Annotated in this window: 14 protein-coding genes; 11 read left to right on the forward strand and 3 right to left on the reverse strand. The window is 67.3% G+C overall.

What is annotated here, in order from left to right:
• Nucleotide 1: 1 nt before the first annotated feature.
• From phnA to AC3WQM_RS08275, 4 genes are read left to right on the forward strand one after another with little or no spacing between them, the layout of a single operon-like run.
• On the forward strand, nt 2-1,228 hold the full coding sequence (gene phnA / locus AC3WQM_RS08260) for a phosphonoacetate hydrolase (protein ID WP_492677864.1): 1,227 nt from the start codon (nt 2-4) through the stop codon (nt 1,226-1,228).
• A 21-nt stretch (nt 1,229-1,249) separates the two neighbouring features.
• On the forward strand, nt 1,250-2,698 hold the full coding sequence (gene phnY / locus AC3WQM_RS08265) for a phosphonoacetaldehyde dehydrogenase (protein ID WP_492677866.1): 1,449 nt from the start codon (nt 1,250-1,252) through the stop codon (nt 2,696-2,698).
• Nucleotides 2,699-2,700: 2 nt separating this feature from the next.
• The gene (locus AC3WQM_RS08270) at nt 2,701-3,273 is read left to right on the forward strand and encodes a phosphonate degradation HD-domain oxygenase (RefSeq protein WP_492677868.1); all 573 of its coding nucleotides are present in this window, start codon (nt 2,701-2,703) and stop codon (nt 3,271-3,273) included.
• 9 nt (nt 3,274-3,282) lie between these two features.
• Nucleotides 3,283-4,671, forward strand: coding sequence for an FAD-dependent oxidoreductase (locus tag AC3WQM_RS08275; protein WP_492677870.1), 1,389 nt, complete (start codon nt 3,283-3,285; stop codon nt 4,669-4,671).
• Between the two features lie 18 nt (nt 4,672-4,689).
• On the opposite strand, the gene AC3WQM_RS08280 is transcribed toward AC3WQM_RS08275, so the two are convergent.
• Together AC3WQM_RS08280 and aptA are read right to left on the reverse strand one after the other, a co-directional pair.
• Nucleotides 4,690-6,207, reverse strand: coding sequence for a CoA-acylating methylmalonate-semialdehyde dehydrogenase (locus AC3WQM_RS08280; RefSeq protein ID WP_492677872.1), 1,518 nt, complete (start codon nt 6,205-6,207; stop codon nt 4,690-4,692).
• A gap of 22 nt (nt 6,208-6,229) precedes the next feature.
• Entirely contained in the window at nt 6,230-7,585 is a 1,356-nt protein-coding gene (gene aptA, locus AC3WQM_RS08285) for an omega-aminotransferase AptA (protein WP_095744314.1), read from the reverse strand.
• Between the two features lie 106 nt (nt 7,586-7,691).
• Here aptA and AC3WQM_RS08290 point away from each other — a divergent pair, with 106 nt between their 5' ends.
• On the forward strand, nt 7,692-8,672 hold the full coding sequence (locus tag AC3WQM_RS08290) for a LysR family transcriptional regulator (RefSeq protein ID WP_062468761.1): 981 nt from the start codon (nt 7,692-7,694) through the stop codon (nt 8,670-8,672).
• Between the two features lie 20 nt (nt 8,673-8,692).
• Nucleotides 8,693-9,151 (forward strand): GNAT family N-acetyltransferase, encoded by a 459-nt coding sequence (locus AC3WQM_RS08295; protein ID WP_492677874.1) that lies wholly within the window; start codon nt 8,693-8,695, stop codon nt 9,149-9,151.
• Nucleotides 9,152-9,163: 12 nt separating this feature from the next.
• Here the strand turns inward: AC3WQM_RS08295 and AC3WQM_RS08300 are convergent, their stop codons facing one another.
• Nucleotides 9,164-9,928 (reverse strand): FadR/GntR family transcriptional regulator, encoded by a 765-nt coding sequence (locus AC3WQM_RS08300; protein ID WP_489062442.1) that lies wholly within the window; start codon nt 9,926-9,928, stop codon nt 9,164-9,166.
• A 214-nt stretch (nt 9,929-10,142) separates the two neighbouring features.
• Between AC3WQM_RS08300 and AC3WQM_RS08305 the strand changes: the two genes are divergently transcribed.
• The 5 genes from AC3WQM_RS08305 to AC3WQM_RS08325 all read left to right on the forward strand — a co-directional run bounded on the left by AC3WQM_RS08305 (nt 10,143) and on the right by AC3WQM_RS08325 (nt 14,732).
• Complete coding sequence (locus AC3WQM_RS08305; RefSeq protein WP_492677876.1) at nt 10,143-11,348, forward strand: ABC transporter substrate-binding protein; 1,206 nt, start codon at nt 10,143-10,145, stop codon at nt 11,346-11,348.
• An 88-nt stretch (nt 11,349-11,436) separates the two neighbouring features.
• Nucleotides 11,437-12,297 (forward strand): branched-chain amino acid ABC transporter permease, encoded by an 861-nt coding sequence (locus tag AC3WQM_RS08310; protein WP_062468750.1) that lies wholly within the window; start codon nt 11,437-11,439, stop codon nt 12,295-12,297.
• A 7-nt stretch (nt 12,298-12,304) separates the two neighbouring features.
• Nucleotides 12,305-13,264: a branched-chain amino acid ABC transporter permease gene (locus AC3WQM_RS08315; RefSeq protein ID WP_492677878.1), complete on the forward strand. Its 960-nt coding sequence runs from the start codon at nt 12,305-12,307 to the stop codon at nt 13,262-13,264.
• Nucleotides 13,261-14,028 (forward strand): ABC transporter ATP-binding protein, encoded by a 768-nt coding sequence (locus AC3WQM_RS08320; RefSeq protein ID WP_492677880.1) that lies wholly within the window; start codon nt 13,261-13,263, stop codon nt 14,026-14,028. The genes AC3WQM_RS08315 and AC3WQM_RS08320 overlap by 4 nt, the downstream gene beginning before the upstream one ends.
• On the forward strand, nt 14,025-14,732 hold the full coding sequence (locus AC3WQM_RS08325; protein ID WP_070063982.1) for an ABC transporter ATP-binding protein: 708 nt from the start codon (nt 14,025-14,027) through the stop codon (nt 14,730-14,732). The genes AC3WQM_RS08320 and AC3WQM_RS08325 overlap by 4 nt, the downstream gene beginning before the upstream one ends.
• Nucleotides 14,733-14,750: the final 18 nt, after the last annotated feature.

Below are 14,750 nucleotides of genomic sequence, written 5' to 3' on the forward strand. Positions count from 1 at the left end.
AATGACACCGGAGACACTTGAAGTCAATGCCAGGAGCTATCGCTGGATGGCGCGTCCGATCGTGGTCGTGTGCGTGGACGGCTGCGAGCCGGCCTACCTCGACGCGGCCATTGCGGCCGGCGTGGCGCCCTACATCGCCCGCATGCGCAAGGACGGTGCCGACCTGCTCGCCGACTGCGTCGTGCCTTCGTTCACCAACCCCAACAACCTGTCGATCGTGACCGGCGCACCGCCCGCGGTGCATGGCATCTGCGGCAACTACTTCTTCGACCGCGAGCTGGGCCAGGAAGTGATGATGAACGACCCCAAGTACCTGCGCGCCGGCACCGTGCTCGCGGCCTTTGCCGATGCGGGCGCGAAGCTCGCGGTGGTCACGGCCAAGGACAAGCTGCGCAAGCTGCTGGGCCACAAGATGAAGGGCATCTGCTTCTCGTCCGAGAAGTCGGACCAGGTGACGATGGAAGAGAACGGCATCGACAACGTGCTCGACATGGTTGGCATGCCGGTGCCGTCGGTGTACAGCGCGGAGCTGTCGGAGTTCGTGTTCGCCGCCGGCGTAAAGCTGATGGAATCGCAGCGTCCTGACCTGATGTACCTGTCGACCACCGACTACGTGCAGCACAAGGCCGCGCCGGGCAGCCCAGCAGCGAATGCCTTCTACCAAATGATGGACGGCTACCTCGCGCAACTCGACGCACTCGGCGCCACCATCGTGCTCACGGCCGACCACGGCATGAACGACAAGCACGGCGCGGACGGCTCGCCGAACGTCATCTACCTGCAGGACGTGCTCGACAGCTGGTACGGCGCTGAAAAGGCCCGCGTGATCCTGCCGATCACCGACCCTTACGTCGTGCATCACGGCGCGCTCGGCTCCTTCGCCACGGTGTACGCCCCCGACGAAGCCAGCGTGCCGGGCTGGATCGAACGCATCAAGGGCATCCCTGGCATGGAGCTCGTGCTCTCGCGCGCCGAAGCCGCCAAGCGCTTCGAGCTGCCGCCGGACCGCATCGGCGACATCGTGGTGGTGAGCGAGCAGAGCACCGTCATCGGCACCGCCGCCAGCCGCCATGACCTGTCGGCGCTCGAAGTGCCGCTGCGCTCGCACGGTGGTGTGTCGGAGCAGAAGGTGCCGCTGATCTGCAACCGCCCAGTCGAAGGCATCGCCCCCGGCCGCCGGCTGCGCAACTTCGATGCGCTCGACCTCGCACTGAACCACGCACGCTGAAGCCACACGGAGCAAGCACCCATGAGCCAAGCCATCCTGAAGCCAGGCACCGTCCACCGCGAGGCCCTGCGCATCGCGGGCGAGAAAGTCCACCGCGACCGCACCATCGAGGTCACCTACCCGTACACCGGCGAAGTGATCGCCACCGTGCCCAAGGCCACACTGGACGACGTGCGCCATGCCCTGCGCATCGCCCGCGACTACAAGCCCACGCTCACGCGCTACGAGCGCTACAAGATCCTCATGCGCGCCGGCGAGATCATCGCCTCGCGCCTGGACGAGATGTCGCGCACCATCACGCTCGAGTCGGGCCTGTCGCGCAAGGACTCGCTGTACGAAGTGGGCCGCGCCTCCGACGTGCTGCTGTTCGCCGCCAACCAGGCGCTGGTGGACGACGGTCAGGTGTTCTCCTGCGACCTCACGCACCACGGCAAGAGCCGCAAGGTCTACACGATGCGCGAGCCCCTGCTGGGCGCCATCACCGCCATCACGCCGTTCAACCACCCGCTGAACCAGGTGATCCACAAGGTGGCGCCGGCCATTGCGACCAACAACCGCATCGTGCTCAAACCCAGCGAGAAGACGCCGCTCACGGCCTTCCTGCTGGCCGACATCCTGTACGAAGCCGGCCTGCCGCCGCAGATGCTGTCGGTGCTCACCGGCGACCCGAAGGAGATCGCCGACGAGCTGCTGACCAATGCCGACGTCGACCTCGTCACCTTCACCGGCGGTGTGCCCATCGGCAAGTACATCGCGGGCAAGGCCACCTACAAGCGCCAGATCCTGGAGCTGGGCGGCAACGACCCGATCATCGTGATGGAAGACGCGGACATCGAGGAGGCGGCGACGCTCGCTGCCAACGGGTCTTACAAGAACTCGGGGCAGCGCTGCACGGCGGTGAAGCGCATGCTGGTGCATGAGTCGGTCGCAGATCGCTTCGTCGAGCTGCTGGTCGAGAAGACCCGCGCGCTGAAGTACGGCGACCCGATGGACCCCGACACCGACATGGGCACCGTGATCGACGAAGCGGCTGCGAAGCAGTTCGAAGCCGTGGTCAACGAAGCCATCGCCGCCGGCGCCAAGCTCCTGTACGGCAACGAGCGTCGCGGCGCGCTGTACTCGCCCACCGTGCTCGACCATGTCGACCCCGAGATGACCGTTGCCAAGCACGAGACCTTCGGCCCCGTGTCGCCCGTCATCCGCTTCAGGAACATCGACGAGGCGATCCGCATCTCCAACGGCACAGCCTACGGTTTGTCGTCGTCGATCTGCACCAACCGCCTGGACTACATCACGCGCTTCATCCGCGAGCTGAACGTGGGCAGCGTCAACGTGCGCGAAGTGCCCGGCTACCGCCTGGAGCTCACGCCCTTCGGCGGCATCAAGGACTCGGGCCTGGGCTACAAGGAAGGCGTGCTCGAGGCGATGAAGAGCTTCACCAACACCAAGACCTACTCGCTGCCCTGGTAACCATGAGCCTCAGCATCCCCGACATCGTCGGCCTCTTCGAAACCAAGGGCCATGCGCAGTACGACGGCGAGCCGGTCACGCAGCTGGAGCACGCGCTGCAGTCGGCGCACCTGGCCGAGCAGGAGGGCGCGGACAGCGCGCTGATCGCCGCCGCCCTGCTGCACGACCTGGGCCACCTGCTGCACGACTTCGGCGGCACGCCGACGCAGCAGGGACTGGACGACCTGCACCAGTACCGCTGCCTGCCGTTCCTGCGCGCGCTGTTCGGCCCGGCCACGCTGGAGCCGATCCGGCTGCATGTGGACGCCAAGCGCTTCCTGTGCGCGCGCGTGCCGGGCTACCTGGAGGCGCTGTCGCCCGACTCGAAGCGCAGCCTGCAACTGCAGGGCGGCGTGTTCGACGAGGCACAGGCCCAGGCTTTCGAGACGCTGCCATATGCAATGGACGCAGTGCGCCTGCGGCAGTGGGACGACACGGCCAAGCTGGCCGACGCCGACATGCCCGGCCTCGCGCACTTCGTGCGCCACCTCGAGATCAGTTCCGCCGAACACCGGCAAGCCCTCACCACCGCTTAAGGCACACGGATGCGCCCCTTCTGGATCGAACAAGCGCTCTTCAACGACGGCGATCTGGCACCGGCGCTGCAAGGTGAAACCACCGCCGACGTCTGCATCGTCGGCGGCGGCTTCACCGGCCTGTGGACGGCCATCCAGGCCAAGCTGCAGGCGCCCGCGCTCGACATCGTCATTCTCGAAAGCGACCTGTGCGGCGCCGGCGCGAGCGGGCGCAACGGCGGTTGCCTGCTCACCTGGTCGGCCAAGTTCCTGACCCTGCGGCGGCTGTTCGGCGAAGACGAGGCAGTGCGCCTCGTGAAGGCGTCGGAAGCGGCGGTGGGGCACATCGCCGACTTCTGCGCGGCGCACGGCATCGACGCCGAACTGCGGCGCGACGGCACGCTCTACACCGCGACCTCGCAGGCGCAGATCGGCACGCTCGATCCGATGATGCAGGCGCTGGAGGCGCGCGGCATCCACTCGTACCACGCGCTGCCGCCCGACGAGGTGGCGCGGCGCTCGGGCTCGGCGCGCAACCTGGCCGGCGTGTACTCGCCGATCGCCGCCACCGTGCACCCGGGCAAGCTGGTGCGCGGGCTGCGGCGCGTGGCACTGGCGATGGGCATCCGCATCCACGAGCGCACGCCGATGCTCGACTTCAGCACCGACCAGCCCGTGCTGGTGCACACGCCTACCGGGCGCGTGCGCGCGAAGAAACTGGTGCTCGCGATGAACGCGTGGATGGCCAGCCGCTTCCCGCAGTTCGAGCGGACCATCGCCATCGTGTCGAGCGACATGATCATCACCGAGCGCTGCCCCGAGCTGCTGCAGCAGATCGGGCTGACCGACGGCGTGTCGGTGCTCGACTCGCGCACCTTCGTGTACTACTACCGCAGCACGGTCGACGGCCGCATCATGCTGGGCAAGGGCGGCAACACCTTCGCGTGGGGCGGCCGCATGGCCAAGGTGTTCGACGAGCGCTCGCCCTACGAGGGTGAGCTCACGCAGGCCCTGCATTCCTTCTTCCCGGCCTTGCGCGACACGCCGATCACCGCCAGCTGGAACGGCCCGTCCGACCGCTCGGTGACGGGATTTCCGTTCTTCGGCAAGCTCGATGGCGCGCCGCACATCTACTACGGCTTCGGCTACTCGGGCAACGGGGTGGGGCCGACCTACATGGGCGGGCAGATCCTGTCGTCGCTGGTGCTCGACCAGGACAACGCATGGACGCGCAGCCCGATCACGAACGGACCGCTGGGCTACTTTCCGCCGGAGCCCATGCGCTATGTGGGCTCGATCGTCGTGCGCAACGCGATCCGCCGCAAGGAACGCGCTGAGGATGAGGACCGCCAGCCGTGGCTGGTGGACCGCATGCTCAGCAAGCTCGCCAACGCCGCAGGCAAGGCCGACAAAGCCTGACCTGCGGGTGCTGCGATATCAGCGGTTCGACGGGAACGAGAACATCGTCCCCTCACGCACGCCGGCCGAGGGCCAACGCTGCGTGACGGTCTTGCGCTTGGTGTAGAAGCGCACGGCGTCGGGGCCGTAGGCGTGCAGGTCGCCGAACAGCGAACGCTTCCAGCCGCCGAACGAGTGGTAGGCCACGGGCACCGGCAGCGGCACGTTGATGCCGACCATGCCGACCTGGATGTTGTCGCTGAACCAGCGCGCGGCCTCGCCGTCGCGCGTGAAGATGCAGGTGCCGTTGCCGTACTCGTGCGCGTCAATCAGGTCCATCGCCTCTTGCAGCGTCTTCACGCGCACCACGCCGAGCACCGGGCCGAAGATCTCTTCCTGGTAGATCGTCATGCCGGGCTTCACATGGTCGAACAGGCAGGCGCCCAGGTAGTAGCCGCCTTCGTGGCCCTCGACCTGGATGCCGCGGCCGTCGACCACCAGCTTGGCGCCGGCGGCCACGCCCGCGTCGACGAAGGCCTTGACCTTCTCGAAGTGCGGCTGGGTGACCAGCGGGCCCATGTCGTTGCCGTTGTCGGTGCCGGGGCCGACCTTCATCTTGGCGATCTCGACCTTCAGGCCCTCGACCACCGCGTCGGCCGTGGCATCGCCCACGGCCACCACCAGCGGGATCGCCATGCAGCGCTCGCCGCACGAGCCGTAGGCCGCGCCCATGAGCGCGCTCACGGCGTTGCCGATGTCGGCATCAGGCATCACCACCGCGTGGTTCTTGGCGCCGCCCAGCGCCTGCACGCGCTTGCCGTGGGCCGTGCCCGTGGTGTAGATGTATTCGGCGATGGGCGTGGAGCCCACGAAGCTCACGGCCTTCACGCGGCGGTCGGTCAACAGTGTGTCGACCGCTTCCTTGTCGCCGTTGACCACGTTCAGCACGCCCGGCGGCAGGCCGGCCTGCAGCGCGAGTTCGGCCATGAACAGCGTGGAGGAGGGCGTGCGCTCCGAGGGCTTGAGCACGAAGGTGTTGCCGCAGGCCACGGCCATCGGCCACATCCACAGCGGCACCATGACGGGGAAGTTGAACGGCGTGATGCCGGCCGCGACGCCCATGGCCTGGAACTCGCTCCACGAGTCGATCGACGGACCGACGTTCTTGCTGTGCTCGCCCTTGAGCAGCTCGGGCACGTAGCTGGCGTACTCGACGTTCTCGATGCCGCGCTGCAGCTCGCCGTGCGCGTCGGCCAGCACCTTGCCGTGCTCGGCGGTGATCAGCGCGGCGATGGTGTCGGCGTTTTCTTCGAGCAGCGTCTTCAGGCGGCTCATCACGCGGGCGCGCTTGAGCGGCGGCGTGTTGCGCCAGTCCGGGAAGGCGGCCTGCGCCGAGGCGATGGCCTGCTCGACCGTGAGCTTGTCGGCGAGCGCGACGCTCTTGGCCGACAGGCCGGTGGCGGGGTCGAACACCGGCTGCACGCGGCTGCCGCCGCCGACGTGCTTGCCGTCGATGAAGTGGCCGATGGTGGCGGTGACGTTCTTGTCGTGTTGCATGTCTTCAGGTCTCGAAAGGGGATCAGTTGGTTTCGGCCAGAGCGTCGGCGAGGGCGTTGACCATGCGGTCGATCTCGGCCTTCTCGGCGATGAACGGGGGGGCGAGCTGGATCGTGTCGCCGCCGTAGCGCACGTAGAAGCCCTTCTTCCAGCAGTTCATCGCGATCTCGTAGGGGCGGCGTGCGGGCTCGCCGGGCAGCGCGGCGATGGTGATGCCGGCGGCCAGGCCGTAGTTGCGGATGTCGGCGACGTGCTTGCTGCCCTTCAGGCTGTGCACGGCGTTCTCGAAGTGCGGGGCCAGCGTCTGCACGCGGCCGATCATGTCTTCCTTCTGGAGCACGTCGAGTGCGGCGATGCCGGCGGCGCAGGCCACGGGGTGCGCGCCGTAGGTGTAGCCGTGCGGGAACTCGAGCATGTACTCGGGGCCGCCGGCGGCCATGAAGGTGTCGTAGATGTCCTTGCTGGCCACCACGGCGCCCAGCGGCTGCGCGCCATTGGTGACCTGCTTGGCGATGTTCATGATGTCGGGCGTGACGCCGAAGGCATCGGCGCCCGTGAGCGCGCCGCAGCGGCCGAACCCGGTGATCACTTCGTCAAAGATCAGCAGGATGTTGTTCGCCGTGCAGATGTCGCGCAGGCGCTTCAGGTAGCCCTTGGGCGGAATCACCACGCCGGCCGAACCCGCGAAGGGCTCGACGATCACGGCTGCGATGGTCGAGGCGTCGTGCAGCGCAATGAGGTCGAGCAGGCGGTCGGCCAGCTCGGCGCCGCTTTCGGGCATGCCGCGCGAGAAGGCATTGCTGGCCAGCTGCGTGTGCGGCAGGTGGTCGGCCTCGACGCCCTGGCCGAACAGCTTGCGGTTGGCCGCGATGCCGCCCACCGAGATGCCGCCGTAGTTCACGCCGTGGTAGCCCTTCTCGCGGCCGATCAGGCGCGTCTTGCCGGCCTGGCCCTTGGTGCGCCAGTAGGCGCGCGCCATCTTCAGCGAGGTGTCGGCGGCTTCGGAGCCCGAGCCGGTGAAGAACACGTAGTCCAGGCCGGCGGGCGTCAGTTCCTTGATCTTGTTGGCCAGCTCGAACGAGAGCGGGTGGCCGAACTGGAAGGCGGGCGAGTAGTCGAGCTTGGCGATCTGGCGGCTCACCGCCTCGGTGATCTCGGGGCGGCCGTGGCCCAGGCCCGAGCACCACAGGCCCGACAGGCCGTCGAAGATCTTGCGGCCGTCGTTGTCGGTGAAGTAGGCGCCCTTGGCCTCCACGATGATCCGCGGATCGGCCTTGAAGTTGCGGTTGCCGGTGTAGGGCATCCAGTGCGCCTCGAGCCAGGCGGCGTCGGTGCGCGCGGTGGGCGTGGGTTCGATGGCGGGTGTGGCGAGGGTCATGGCGCATCCCGCGCAAGGCGGGCTCCGGGGGTGAAGGGATGCGCCGATTGTTCGCAACGCCTTCAGTGTGGAGAATGGCGCAATATCAATGTTCACTTGACGATCCATGCAAGTAAAGGCCAAGGCCTCGCCCGCCGACGAAACCGCTGCCCAGGGCACCCGCAACCGCGCCGTGCTGGGGCAACTCAGCGACATGGACCTGCGCCTGCTCAAGGTGTTCAAGAGCGTGGTCGACTGCGGCGGCATGGCGGCGGCGGAGCTGGAGCTGAACATCGGCACCTCCACCGTGAGCCGCCACGTCAAAGACCTGGAAACCCGCCTGGGCCTCGTGCTGTGCCGGCGCGGCCGGGCGGGCTTTGCGCTCACGGCCGAGGGCCAGCGCGTGTACGACGAGACGCTGCGCCTGCTGGCCTCGGTCGACGCCTTTCGCGGCAGCATCGACGACATCCACAACCGCATGGGTGGGCAGCTCGACGTGGCGCTGTTCGACAAGACCGCGACCAACCCGAAGGCGCGCATCGGCGAGGCCATTGCGCGCTTCACCGAGATCGCGCCCGAGGTGAACCTGGCGGTGCACGTGGGCTCCATCAACGCCATCGAGCAGGGCGTGCTGGAGGGCAACTTCCAGATCGGCATCATCCCGGCGCACCGCAGCTCGAAGAGCCTGGTGTATGCCGACCTGTTCGACGAGACCATGCTGCTGTACTGCGGCCAGGGGCATCCGCTGTTCGACAGCCCGCACGGCAAGCTCACGTGGTCGAAGCTGGGCGAGCACCATTTCGCGGGGCTGGGGTATCACTCGCCGAACATGGAGCTGAGCCACCGGGCGAGGCTGTCGCGCAAGGCGACGGGGTTCGACCAGGAGGCGATCGCAACCTTGATCCTGTCGGGGCGCTTCCTGGGCTTCCTGCCCGACCACTACGCGCAGGTGTTCGAGCAGCGCGGGTTGATGAAGGCGGTGCTGCCGGCGCGCTTCAACTATGCGTGCCGGTTCGTGAGCCTGCTGCGGCGGTCGCCGAAGCCTTCACGGGCGGTGCTGGCGTTTCAGGCGTGCCTGGAGCAGGCGCATGGCGGTGCGAAGATCTGAAGGCACTGAAACCACCCCAGATGACCGAAACACCACTGCGTATTCGCCCTGCACTTGCGTCGGAACACCGGGCACTCGAAGACTTGCAGCGGCGCGCATCGCTCGCGAACCCTGGCGATCGCGAGGCGATTCAGTCCGACCCGGACGCCATCGAACTGCCTCTGGCCCAGATCGTCGATGGCCGGGTGTTCGTGGCAGAGTCCCATGGCGTGACGGCGGGATTCGCTGTCGTGCTGCCCAACGATGACGGCAGCGCCGAACTCGATGGATTGTTCGTCGAGCCCGAGGCATGGCGTCGCGGCATCGGCAAGGCATTGGTCGCGCACTGTGTCGGGCTTTCCCGGCGCCAGGGTGCGTCGGCACTCCACGTCACCGGCAATCCGCACGCCGGGTCGTTCTACCTTCGATGCGGATTCGAGGCGAACGGCACTGTCGCCGTGCGTTTCGGCAGGGCCGAGCGGTTCCGCAAGGTCTTCTAGACCTTTGTGGTGCTATCGCTGCCCGCTGGGCAGCAACAAATGCTTAGCGCCAATGTGCGCTTCCATCTCATGCATGTGGTGCTCCGCATCCACCATGTGCTCCGCCATCAGCCGCCGCACCTCGTCCGCATCTTCCTTGCGGTAGGCCGCCAGCAACTGCGTGTGGTAGTCCACGTTGGTCTCGCCGAAGTGGTGGTGATCCAGCGCCTTCTTGTAGACGACGAGGTCGCGCAGCAGGTCGTTGAGAAAGCGGCACATGAAGGACAGCACCGGATTGGGGCAGGCCTCGGCCAGCATCGTGTGAAAGGCCAGCTCGGCCTCGCGCTGCGTGCGCAGTTCGTCTTCGTTGGTCGGCTCGACGGTGCACAGGCGCACGTTCTCTTCGAGCCGCGCAAACTGCTCGGGCGTGAGACGCCCGACCACGCTCACGGCCAACTCGGGCTCCAGCGCCTTGCGCAGCTGGTAGATGTGGTGGCCGTCCAGGTGGTGAAAGTGCAGGAAGTTGCGCAGCGGCTCCGACGCATGGTCGACCGACACCTGCTGCAGGTACGCGCCGCCGCCGGGGCCGGTGCGGATCGAGATCAGCCCGCGCACCTCGAGCGCCTTCAGTGCCTCGCGCACCGTGCTCTTCGAATAGCCGAAGAGCTCGATCAGTTCCTTCTCGTTCGGTAGCCGGTCGCCAGGCTGCTTGCGCTCGGCAACGATCCACCGCTTGACGTCTTCGACGATGACGTCCGAGAGCTTTTGCCGCTTCGGAGGGTTGTGCCCCACTCTCATCAAAACGCTCCATCCATGCACATCGGGAGATGCGCGGGATGCGCAACAGCGCGCGATCTTAACGGCGTCATCGGCAGGGTCGGGTTGGGTTTGGGCACGGGGCTTGCTAACGGGTTTTTACCAACATATTAATCCTATTTATCCGCTTAAATTGCCGGCGATCGCAGGCACTGTGTTTTCTTCCCCACTTCCCACACCACGACCGGAGAACCCCATGCAACGCAGACAACTCCTTCAGCTCGCCGCCCTGTCGGCCGCCCCGGCCTCGCTCCTGATGAGCCGCTCGGCCATCGCCCAGGCCACCGACGTGATCCGCTTCGGTGCACCGGTGCCCATGTCGGGTGCCTTCGCAGCCAACGGCAAGTTCGCCGACCTGGGCACCAAGCTGGCGATCGAGCAGTACGGCAAGGTGCTGAACCGTCCGCTGGCCTACACGCTGCTGGACACCGAAGGCAAGCCGGCCACCGCCGTGCGCAAGGTGCAGGAAGCCTCGCAGCAGCAGGGCGCCAAGTTCTTCGCGGGCGGCATCCTGTCGTCGGAAGCCCTGGCCATGGGCAAGGAGGCCGAGAAGGCCGGGGGCCTGTTCATCACCACCGCGGGCGCCGACGAGATCACGGGCAAGGACTGCAACCCCGCCACCTTCCGCTGGTCGGTGCCCACCTTCGGTGCGATCGAGCAGACGGTGCGCCCGCTGATCGCGGCCATGCCCAAGGCCAAGCGCTGGTACACGATCACGCCGCAGTACGTGTTCGGCGACGGCCTGCTGAGCGCAGCCAAGACCATCTTCCAGGAGAAGGGCATCGAGCACGTGGGCAACAGCTACCACTCGCTCAACGACAAGGAGTTCAGCGGCTACCTCACCAACGCCATGGCCGCCAAGCCCGACGTGCTGCTGCTGCTGAACTTCGGCGCGCAGTCGTCGGCCGCGCTGCGCCAGGCGGTGAGCTTCGGCATGCACAAGAACATGACGATCCTCATGGCCTGGGCCTCGGGCCTGGAGCAGTTCGACGAGCTGGGGGCCGACCTGTGCGACGGCGTCTACTTCGGTGCGCAGTACTGGCACACGGTCGACACGCCGCTCAACAAGGACCTGGTGAAGCGCACCGCCGACAAGCTGAAGATCGTGCCCAACTACAGCCTGGCCGGTTCGTACATCTGCACCAAGATCCTCATCGACGGCATCGTCAAGGCCGGCACGGTCGACCAGAAGGCCGTGATCGCGGCGCTCGAAGGCATGAAGTTCGACGGCCTCACGGGCGTGGAAGAAATCCGCAAGGCCGACCACCAAGTCATCAAGGACTACTACCTGCTCAAGGGCAAGGCGAAGTCGAAGATGGCCAACCCGGCCGACTACGTGGACGTGGTGAGTTCCGGCAAGTCGTTCCTGCCCGTCGACAAGACCGGCTGCAAGCTGGCCTGACGCCGCCCGGGTTCGCGCCGCGCCCGTGCCGTTTCGAGGCGCGGGCAGGGCGCGTGCCGCCTGCACGTTTGCCACCCCCACGACACCTATGTCCGTCTACCTGCTCCAGACCATCAACGGAATCGGCATCGGCATGCTGTATTTCCTGCTGGCCGTTGGCTTGTCCATCGTGTTCGGCCTGCTGCGCTTCGTGAACTTCGCGCACGGCGCTTTCTACCTGCTGGGCGCCTACCTGTGCTTCCAGGCCATGCAGTGGGGGCTCAATTTCTGGGCCGCGCTCGTGCTGGTGCCGCTGTTCGTCGGCGCGCTCGGCTGGCTGGCCGAGAAGCTGCTGCTGCGCCGCGTGTACGCCAAGCCGCACGAGTTCCACATCCTCGTGACCGTGGGCCTGGCGCTCGCGGTGCAGGAGATCGTCATCGTGTTCTGGGGCCCGCTGGGCAACAGCGTGCCCACGCCCGACCTGCTGCAGGGCGTGGTGATGTGGGGCAGCTTCATCTACCCGAAGTACCGGCTCTTCGTGATCGGCTTCACCGCCGTGCTCGCGGTGGGGTTGTGGTGGGTGCTCGAAGGCACGCGCCTGGGCAGCGCGGTGCGTGCGGGCAGCGAATCGACCGAGATGGTCTCGCTGCTGGGCATCAACGTGTTCCGCGTGTTCAGCCTGGTGTTCGCGCTCGGCGCGGCCACGGCGGCGCTGGCCGGCGTGCTGGCCGCGCCCATCCGCGGGGCCGAGCCCTTCATGGGCGTCGAGGCGCTGGGCGTGGCCTTCGTGGTCGTGGTGATCGGCGGGCTCGGCAGCTTCAGCGGGGCGCTGGTCGGCGGCGTGCTGATCGGCATCGTGCAAAGCCTCATGAGCACCATCTGGCCGCCCGGGGCGAGCCTGATGATCTACATCGCGATGGGCGCCGTGCTGCTGCTGCGCCCGCATGGCCTGCTCGGCCGCAGAGGATGAACGCGCCATGCCAAAGAAATACACCTTCCTTCTGGCGCTGATCGTCGCGCTCGCGCTGCCGCTGTTCATGCGCTCGGGCTCGCTCGCGAGCGAAGTGCTCATCTACGCGCTCGCGGCCCTGGGCTGCAACCTGCTGCTGGGCTACACGGGGCTGCTCTCGTTCGGCCAGGGCATCTTCTTCGGGCTGGGCAGCTACACCATTGCGATCCTGCTCACGCGGCTGCAGCTGCCGATGCCGCTCGCACTGTTGGCGGCCATCGCCATGGGCGCGCTGGGCGCGGCGGTGGTCGGCTGGGTCGCCATCCGCCAGCGCGGCACCTACTTCGTGATGCTCACGCTGGCCTTCGCACAGATGTTCTATTTCATCGCCTACACGGCCTCGGGGCTCACGGGCGGCGACAACGGCCTGCTCGACGTGCCGCGCCCGGCGTTCATGGACACGCCGTGGAAGTACTACGCCTTCGTGGCGGTGATCTTCCTGGCCGCGTTCGCGCTGCTGCTGAAGGTGACCGACTCGGTCTTCGGCCGCACGCTGCTCGCCATCCGCGACAACGAGGACCGCGCCGCCGCCGTGGGCTACGACCTGAAGCGCTTCAAGCTGCTGGCCTTCGTGATCTCGGGCGCCGTCACCGGCCTGGCCGGCGGCCTGCACGCGATGATGACCGGCATCGCACCGCTGTCCAACGCCGAATACCACACGAGCGAGATGATCCTGGTCATCACCGTGATCGGCGGCACCGGCAACCTGTTTGCCTCGGTGCTCGGCTCGGCCTTCTACGTGCTGCTGGCCGACTGGCTTTCCACGCTGTGGCCGCGCTGGCTGCTGTTGTTGGGCCTGCTCCTGATCGGCGTGAGCATCGGCATGCAACGCGGCCTCTGGGGCCTGGGCGAAAGCGCCTGGCGCCGGGTGTTCCGCAAGACGTCGCCTGCGGACAAGGCGCCGCTGGCGCAGGGAGAAAAAGCATGAGCGACATCCTCATCGAAGCCATCGGCGTCACCAAGCACTACGGCAAGTTCGCCGCACTCGGCGGGGTCGACCTGAAGATCAAGCGCAACACCGTGCACTCGGTGATCGGGCCCAACGGCGCGGGCAAGACCACGCTGTTCCACATGCTCACGGGCACTGGCACCACCACGGGCGGGCGCATCCTGTTCGACGGCCACGACGTGACGCGCGAGCCTGACCACAAACGCGTGCAGCGCGGCATGGCGCGCTCGTTCCAGGTCACGAGCCTATTTCCCAGCCTGTCGGTGCGCGAGAACCTGCGCGTGGCGGCGCAGGGCATTGCGCCGCGCCAGGCCATGAACTGCTGGCGCGCACCCATCGGCGAGCGCGCCTGCGCCGACACGGTGGCCGAGGTGCTCGCGCGCGTCGGCCTCGAACGGCTGGCAGACACACCCGCCAGCGTGCTCTCGCACGGCCAGCAGCGCCGCCTTGAGGTGGGCATGGCGCTGGCCGCAAAGCCCAAGGCCATCTTCCTGGACGAGCCGACCTCGGGCATGGGCATCGACGACCTCGACGACATGAAGCAGCTCATTCGCGGCCTGCGCGACGCGCACACCGTGGTGCTGATCGAGCACAACATGAACATCGTGATGGACATCTCCGACACCGTGACCGTCATGCAACTGGGCCGCGTGCTGGCCGAGGGGCTGCCGGGCGACATCCGGTCCGACGCGCGCGTGCGCACGGCGTACCTGGGCAACATGATCACCGGAGGCAAGGCATGAGCAACATCCTCGAAGTCGAAGGCCTGCACGCGCACTACGGCAAGAGCCATGTGCTGCAGGGCGTGTCGCTCACGGTGGGCGAGGCCGAACTGGTCACGCTGCTGGGGCGCAACGGCGCGGGCAAGTCGACCACGCTCAAGAGCATTGCCGGCGCCGTCACGCCCACGAAAGGGCGCGTGCGCTTCCAGGGCGCGGACATCGCGGGCCAGCCGCCGCACCGCATCGCCACGCGCGGCGTGTGCCTGGTGCCGGAGCACCGCGGCATCTTCAAGCTGCTCACGGTGGAAGAGAACCTGCTGCTCGGCCTGCGGCGCGATTCGCCCTGGCAGCTGGCCGACATCTACCGCATCTTTCCACGTCTGAAGGAGCGCCGGCGCAACGGCGGCGGACAGCTGTCGGGCGGCGAGCAGCAGATGCTGGCCATCGGCCGCGCGCTCATGAACCACCCGCGCCTGCTGATCCTGGACGAGCCCGTCGAAGGCCTGGCGCCGGTGATCGTGGAAGAGATCGTCGCGCAGCTCAAGACCATCAAGGCCGCGGGCGTGGCCATCCTGCTGGTCGAGCAGAACCTCGAGGTCTGCGTGCAGCTGGCAGACCGCCACTACATCGTGGAGCAGGGCGTGATCGTGCACGAGGCCGGCAACGCCGCCTTCATGGCCGACCACGACGTGAAAGACCGCTATCTCGGCGTCGGTCTCGCCTGACCCCGCCCTTCATTCGTC

Source organism: Variovorax sp. FW301-JW7, from assembly GCF_058788795.1.

Excerpts from the sequence above, each read along its gene's own strand:
- AC3WQM_RS08290 (WP_062468761.1), top strand. The coding sequence starts at position 7,692 with ATGCAAGTAAAGGCCAAGGCCTCGCCCGCCGACGAAACCGCTGCCCAG.
- phnY (WP_492677866.1), top strand. The coding sequence starts at position 1,250 with ATGAGCCAAGCCATCCTGAAGCCAGGCACCGTCCACCGCGAGGCCCTG.
- phnA (WP_492677864.1), top strand. The coding sequence starts at position 2 with ATGACACCGGAGACACTTGAAGTCAATGCCAGGAGCTATCGCTGGATG.
- AC3WQM_RS08270 (WP_492677868.1), top strand. The coding sequence starts at position 2,701 with ATGAGCCTCAGCATCCCCGACATCGTCGGCCTCTTCGAAACCAAGGGC.
- AC3WQM_RS08315 (WP_492677878.1), top strand. The coding sequence starts at position 12,305 with ATGCCAAAGAAATACACCTTCCTTCTGGCGCTGATCGTCGCGCTCGCG.
- AC3WQM_RS08310 (WP_062468750.1), top strand. The coding sequence starts at position 11,437 with ATGTCCGTCTACCTGCTCCAGACCATCAACGGAATCGGCATCGGCATG.
- aptA (WP_095744314.1), bottom strand. The coding sequence starts at position 7,585 with ATGACCCTCGCCACACCCGCCATCGAACCCACGCCCACCGCGCGCACC.
- AC3WQM_RS08275 (WP_492677870.1), top strand. The coding sequence starts at position 3,283 with ATGCGCCCCTTCTGGATCGAACAAGCGCTCTTCAACGACGGCGATCTG.
- AC3WQM_RS08305 (WP_492677876.1), top strand. The coding sequence starts at position 10,143 with ATGCAACGCAGACAACTCCTTCAGCTCGCCGCCCTGTCGGCCGCCCCG.
- AC3WQM_RS08295 (WP_492677874.1), top strand. The coding sequence starts at position 8,693 with ATGACCGAAACACCACTGCGTATTCGCCCTGCACTTGCGTCGGAACAC.
- AC3WQM_RS08300 (WP_489062442.1), bottom strand. The coding sequence starts at position 9,928 with ATGAGAGTGGGGCACAACCCTCCGAAGCGGCAAAAGCTCTCGGACGTC.
- AC3WQM_RS08280 (WP_492677872.1), bottom strand. The coding sequence starts at position 6,207 with ATGCAACACGACAAGAACGTCACCGCCACCATCGGCCACTTCATCGAC.
- AC3WQM_RS08320 (WP_492677880.1), top strand. The coding sequence starts at position 13,261 with ATGAGCGACATCCTCATCGAAGCCATCGGCGTCACCAAGCACTACGGC.
- AC3WQM_RS08325 (WP_070063982.1), top strand. The coding sequence starts at position 14,025 with ATGAGCAACATCCTCGAAGTCGAAGGCCTGCACGCGCACTACGGCAAG.